The organism is Bradyrhizobium sp. UBA2491, assembly GCF_002341725.1.
Classification (GTDB): domain Bacteria; phylum Pseudomonadota; class Alphaproteobacteria; order Rhizobiales; family Xanthobacteraceae; genus Bradyrhizobium.
This window is the reverse complement of record NZ_DDOP01000088.1, coordinates 109,003-114,973: the sequence shown is the minus strand read 5'-3', so window position 1 is coordinate 114,973 and position 5,971 is coordinate 109,003. Positions and strand designations below refer to the sequence as shown.

At 64.8% G+C, this 5,971-nt stretch carries 4 protein-coding genes; 2 read left to right on the top strand and 2 right to left on the bottom strand.

Annotated features, from left to right (window positions below):
• Positions 1 to 136 precede the first annotated feature (136 nt).
• Entirely contained in the window at positions 137 to 598 is a 462-nt protein-coding gene (locus B2W55_RS29970; protein WP_024579268.1) for an Lrp/AsnC family transcriptional regulator, read from the bottom strand.
• Between the two features lie 130 nt (positions 599 to 728).
• On the opposite strand from B2W55_RS29970, the gene B2W55_RS29965 reads away from it, so the two are divergent.
• Both B2W55_RS29965 and B2W55_RS29960 read left to right on the top strand, forming a co-directional pair.
• Complete coding sequence (locus tag B2W55_RS29965; RefSeq protein ID WP_024579269.1) at positions 729 to 3,095, top strand: transketolase; 2,367 nt, start codon at positions 729 to 731, stop codon at positions 3,093 to 3,095.
• 304 nt (positions 3,096 to 3,399) lie between these two features.
• Positions 3,400 to 4,833, top strand: coding sequence for an aldehyde dehydrogenase family protein (locus B2W55_RS29960; RefSeq protein ID WP_024579270.1), 1,434 nt, complete (start codon positions 3,400 to 3,402; stop codon positions 4,831 to 4,833).
• 115 nt (positions 4,834 to 4,948) lie between these two features.
• Here the strand turns inward: B2W55_RS29960 and B2W55_RS29955 are convergent, their stop codons facing one another.
• Positions 4,949 to 5,911 carry an SMP-30/gluconolactonase/LRE family protein gene (locus B2W55_RS29955; RefSeq protein ID WP_024579271.1) on the bottom strand — a complete coding sequence of 321 codons (963 nt, stop codon included), beginning with the start codon at positions 5,909 to 5,911 and terminating at the stop codon, positions 4,949 to 4,951.
• Positions 5,912 to 5,971: the final 60 nt, after the last annotated feature.

Sequence of the window (5,971 nt, the reverse complement as noted above, 5' to 3'; positions counted from 1 at the left end):
GGGACCCATAACCACAGGCACCCGTGGTTAGGCCCGGCTGGGGCCACAGCCCAGTCCAACAACAAAAATTTGTAGTTATGGGTCCCGGCCTTCGCCGGGACGACATCGAGTATGCGGTCCGAGTATTCCGACACACTCACACCGGCAATGCCGTCGAATACTTCACCTGGCTCAACGCAAAGCTCGACTCGATCGAGGCGATGCCGTCGAGGCGGGTCAGCTTGTTCTTCAGGAACGCTTCATAGGACGACAGGTCGGCGGCGACGACGCGGAGGAGATAGTCGCGGTTGCCGGTCATCAGATAACACTCCAGCACCTCGTCCCATTTCGAGATCGCGCGGGCGAAGCGGTTGAGGTCTTCCTCCTTCTGCCGCGCCAGCTTGATCGAGATGAACACCGAGACGTGCAGCCCGAGCGATTTCTGGTCGACGGTCGCGATGTAGCGCGAGATCACGCCGCGCTCCTCGAGCAGCTTGACCCGGCGATGGCAGGGCGACACCGACAGCCCGACCTTGTCGGCGAGCTCCTGCATGGTCATGCGGCTGTCGGTCTGGAGCAGACTCAGGATCTTGCGGTCGATGGCATCGAGGGCAGGCATTGGTATGAACTCGTCGATTGAGGCAGGATCGTGGGAGTTTATCCCAATTTTTCCTGTGCTGTCGCGTGGAATTGAGATTTTCGGCGACCATCGCGGCGGTAACATCGGCGAACTTGCTGGGAGCCTCGCCATGGGAATTGCGCCTGAACGCCTCGACATGCTCACAGCCCTGGCCCGCAAGGTGCTGTGGCTGTCGTCGTGGACCATCCACCACGCCAACCATGTCCGGCCCTCGACCGACGGGCTGAAGGTCGGCGGTCACCAGGCCTCGTCGGCCTCGCTCGCCAACATCATGTCGGCGCTGTATTTCTCGGTGCTGCGCCCGCAGGACCGCGTCGCGGTCAAGCCGCACGCAAGCCCGGTGTTTCACGCCATCCAGTATCTGTTCGGCCACCAGACCCGCGACAAGCTGGAGAATTTCCGCGGCTACAAGGGCGCGCAATCCTATCCGTCGCGCACCAAGGATGTCGACGACGTCGACTTCTCCACCGGCTCGGTCGGTCTCGGCGTGGCGCAGACGCTGTTCGCCTCGCTGGTGCAGGACTACGTCAAGGCGCATGGCTGGCTGAACGACCGGCCCGAGGGCCGCATGATCGCGCTGGTCGGCGACGCCGAGATGGACGAGGGCAACATCTTCGAGGCGCTGCTGGAGGGCTGGAAGCACGGCCTGCGCAACACCTGGTGGGTGGTCGACTACAACAGGCAGTCGCTCGACGCCGTGGTGCGCGAGGGGCTGTGGTCGAAGTTCGAAACCATGTTCCGCAATTTCGGCTGGGACGTGGTGATCGTGAAATACGGCAAGCTGATGCTCGAGGCGTTTGCCGAGCCCGGCGGCGAAGCATTGAAGCGCTGGATCGACAATTGTCCGAACCAGATGTACGCGGCGCTCTGCTTCCAGGGCGGCGCTGCGTTCCGCAAGCGGCTGCACGACGAGATCGGCGACCAGGGACAGGTCACGGCGCTGATCGACCGCCGCAGCGACGATGAACTGCTGGCGCTGATGTCGAATCTCGGCGGTCACGACATGGCGAGCATGATCGAGGCCTTCGAGGCGATCGACCATGATCGTCCGGTCTGCTTCATCGCCTACACCATCAAGGGCGTCGGCCTGCCGATGCAGGGCCACAAGGACAATCACGCCGGGCTGATGACGGTGGCGCAGATGGAGAAGTGGCGCACCGCGCAGAACATCCGCACCGGTCACGAGTGGGACAAGTTCGAGGGCTTGTCGCAGGAGCCGGCGAAGCTCGAGGCGTTCCTGGCGGCCGCGCCGTTCAACCGCGAGGGCCGCCGCCGGCTCTCGGCGCCCGTCATCGACGTGCCGGAACGGTTGGCTTTCAAGGCGTCCGCGCAAATGTCGACCCAGCAAGGCTTTGGTCTGGTGCTGCACGAATTGGCGCGCGGCGACAACGAACTCGCCTCGCGCATCGTCACGACGTCGCCCGACGTCACCGTGTCGACCAATCTCGGCGGCTGGGTCAACCGCCGCGGCCTGTTCGCCAAGGCGGAGAACCATGACCTGTTCCGGCAGGAGAAGATCCCGTCGGCCTTCACCTGGGAATATTCGCCCAAGGGACAGCATCTCGAACTCGGCATCGCCGAGATGAACCTGTTCATCATGCTTTCGGCGCTCGGGCTGTCGCACCAGATCAACGGCGCGCGGCTATTGCCGGTCGGCACGCTGTACGATCCCTTCATCGAGCGCGGCCTCGATGCCTTGAACTATGCCTGCTACCAGGATGCCCGCTTCATGGTGGCGGCCACCCCGTCGGGCATCTCGCTGGCGCCGGAAGGCGGCGCGCATCAGTCGATCAAGACGCCCTTGATCGGGATCGGGCAGGACGGGCTCGCCTCGTTCGATCCGGCCTTCGTCGATGAACTTGCCGTGATCATGGGGTGGGGCTTTGGCCACATGCAGCGCGAGGGCGCCGAGGGTGGTTCGGTTTACTTGCGGCTCTCGACCCGGACGCTGGAGCAGCCGCAACGGATCATGACGCCGGATCTGCAACGCGACATCACCGAAGGCGCCTACTGGATGCGCAAGCCGGGTCCGAACTGCGACCTGGTGATCGCGTATACCGGCACCGTCGCGCCGGAGGCGATCGAGGCGGTCGGCCTGATCGGGGAGAGCCACCGCGACGTCGGTCTCCTGGCGGTAACCTCCGCCGACCGGCTCTATGCCGGTTGGTCCGCAGCGCGGAATTTGCGCCGCGACCGCCGTGGCGTGCAGCATTTGAGTCATATCGAGCGCATGCTGGCGCCGCTCGGCCGCGACTGCGGCATTGTGACCGTGATCGACGGCCATCCGGCCGCGCTCGGCTGGCTCGGCAGCGTGCGCGGCCACCGCCTCGAGGCGCTCGGCGTCGAGCATTTCGGCCAGACCGGCACCATCGCCGACCTCTACCGCCACTACGGCATCGACGCCAACGCGATCATCGATGCCGCGGAAAGCCTGTCGGTCGGCGCCCCGGTGCGGCATCGCAAGATGGCGGTGTAGCCCCGGCTCTCACCACGTGGTCGTCCCGGCGCAGGCCGGGACCCATTACCACAAAAGGGAGTTGTGGACGCGACTCGTTGCCCCAGCATTCTTCTCACCATTAACGGTGGTGGTTATGGGTCCCGGCCTTCGCCGGGACGACGGTTGGAGTCTTGCTACCTGCTGGCCTCGCATCTTATATGCCGTGGGCGTGCACGAGCCGCGCCCCGCATATGGCGGGTTCAATTCGCCCTGCTTTCGTGCAAGGATGCCTGCCGAACGCTCTCCGTTCCCAATTCCATACGCCCCCTACAAGAGGTTTCCGATGGTCAATCGCATGCAATTCTACATCGACGGCGCCTGGGTCGATCCCGTCGTCAAAGGCAAGTCCACCCCCGTCGTCAATCCGGCGACCGAAGAAGCGATGTACGAGATTGCGCTCGGCTCCAAGGCCGATGTCGACAAGGCGGTCGCCGCCGCCAAGCGCGCGTTCGAGACCTATTCCCGGACCAGCCGCGAGGAGCGCATCGCGCTGCTCACCAAGATCGTCGAGGTCTACAAGGGCCGCATGAAGGAGATCGGTGCTTCCGTCTCCGACGAGATGGGCGCACCGCTGCCGATGGCCGAGAAGCTGCAGGCCGGCGCCGGCCTCGGCCACCTCATGAACACCCTCGAAGTGCTGAAGAAGTACGAGTTCGAGGAGACCATGGGCACCGCCGTGATCGTGCGCGAACCGGTCGGCGTCGTCGGCATGATCACGCCCTGGAACTGGCCGCTCAACCAGATCGCCTGCAAGGTCGCGCCCGCGCTCGCCGCCGGCTGCACCATGATCCTGAAGCCGTCGGAGTTCACCCCGACCTCGGCGCTGATCTTCGCGGAAATCCTCCATGAAGCCGGCGTGCCGAAGGGCGTGTTCAACCTCCTCAACGGCCTCGGCCCGGAGGTTGGTGCCGCGATGAGCGAGCACCCGGACATCGACATGATCTCGTTCACCGGCTCGACCCGCGCCGGCGTCGACGTCGCCAAGCGTGCCGCCCCGACCGTCAAGCGTGTCAGCCAGGAGCTCGGCGGCAAGTCGCCGAACGTGATCCTCGAAGGCGCCGATCTCGCCAAGGCAGTGACCGGTGGCGTGATGCACATGTTCAACAACTCGGGCCAGTCCTGCAACGCGCCGTCGCGCATGATCGTGCCGCTCTCCAAGATGAAGGAAGTGGCCGCGATCGCGAAGGGCGTCGCCGACAAGACCAAGGCCGGCGATCCGCGTGCCGACGGCACCACCATCGGTCCGGTGGTCAATCGCGGCCAGTGGGACAAGATCCAGGCGCTGATCCAGAAGGGCATCGACGAGGGCGCAACGCTCGTCGCCGGTGGTCCGGGCCTGCCCGAGGGCGTCAACAAGGGCTTCTATGTCCGTCCGACCATCTTCGCCGACGTCACCAACAACATGACGATCGCCCGCGAGGAAATCTTCGGGCCGGTGCTGACCATCCTCGGTGCCAAGGACGAGGCCGAAGCCGTCAAGATCGCCAACGATACGCCGTATGGTCTGGCCGGTTACGTCTCGGCCGACACCGTGGAGAGCGCGCGCCGCGTCGGCCGCCAGATCCGCGCCGGCAACGTCAACCTCCAGGGCGTGCCGAACGAGCGTTCCGCCCCGTTCGGTGGCTACAAGCAGTCCGGCAACGGCCGCGAGTGGGGCCGCTACGGTCTGGAAGAATATCTCGAAGCCAAGGCGGTCGCCGGCTACAACGCCGCGTAAGCTGGAAGCGCGAGAGACACGAATTTGGCGCCGGGGCGGGTAACTGCTCGGGCGCCAGACGTTTGGGAAGGTAGAAATTTTATCGTCGTCCCGGCGCAGGCCGGGACGACGCGAACTAACCGCCGAGCGCGCCCTGCGTGTTGACATACAGCGCATAGATCGACTGGCTCGCGGCCATGAACAGGCGGTTGCGCTTGACGCCGCCGAAGCAGAGATTTGCGCAGCGCTCCGGCAGCGCGATGCGGCCGATCATGACGCCGTCGGGCGCGAACACCACGACGCCGTCGAGTTCGGGATCGCCCATGCCCCAGCCGCACCACAGATTGCCGTCGATGTCGCAGCGCATGCCGTCGGGCGTGCCGGGGCCCGCATCGATGAAGACGCGCTTGTTGGCAATCGTCTTGCCGTCGGCGGAAACGTCGTAGGCGAGGATCTTGCGGTTCGGCTCGCCGCGCGATTCCACGACGTAGAGAATCTTCTCGTCCGGCGAGAAGCACAGCCCGTTGGGGCCGAGCATGCCCTCGGCAACGATCGTCGCCTTGCCGGTTTCGGGGTCGAGCCGGTAGACGTTGGGCTCGATCTCCGGATCGGCCTTGTAGCCCTCGTAATTGCCGAGCAGGCCGAAGATCGGATCGGTGAACCAGATCGAACCGTCGGACTTCACCACGACGTCGTTCGGCGAGTTCAGCCGCTTGCCGCCGAACGAGTCGATCAGCACCGTGATCGATCCGTCATATTCGGTGCGGACCACGCGGCGGCCGCCATGCTCGCAGGTGATCAGCCGACCCTGGCGGTCGCGGGTGTTGCCGTTGGCGAAGTTCGACGGCTTGCGGAAGATGCTGACCGCGCCGGTCTCTTCCTCCCATTTGAGGATGCGCTGATTCGGGATGTCGCTGCACAACAGATAGCGGCCGTCGCCGAACCACACCGGGCCTTCGGCCCAGCGCAGGCCGGTGGCGATGCGTTCCACGGCGGAGAGCTTCAGCCAGTATTTCTCGAAGCGCGGATCGAGCGCATGGATCGCGGGATCGGGGTAACAGGTCGCGGGACGCCAGCCGGCGGAATGAACATCGGACATTTGCTGTTCTCGTTGTTGTGTTTCCTCTGCGCATGGTTTGCTATCATTGTCGGCCTGCGA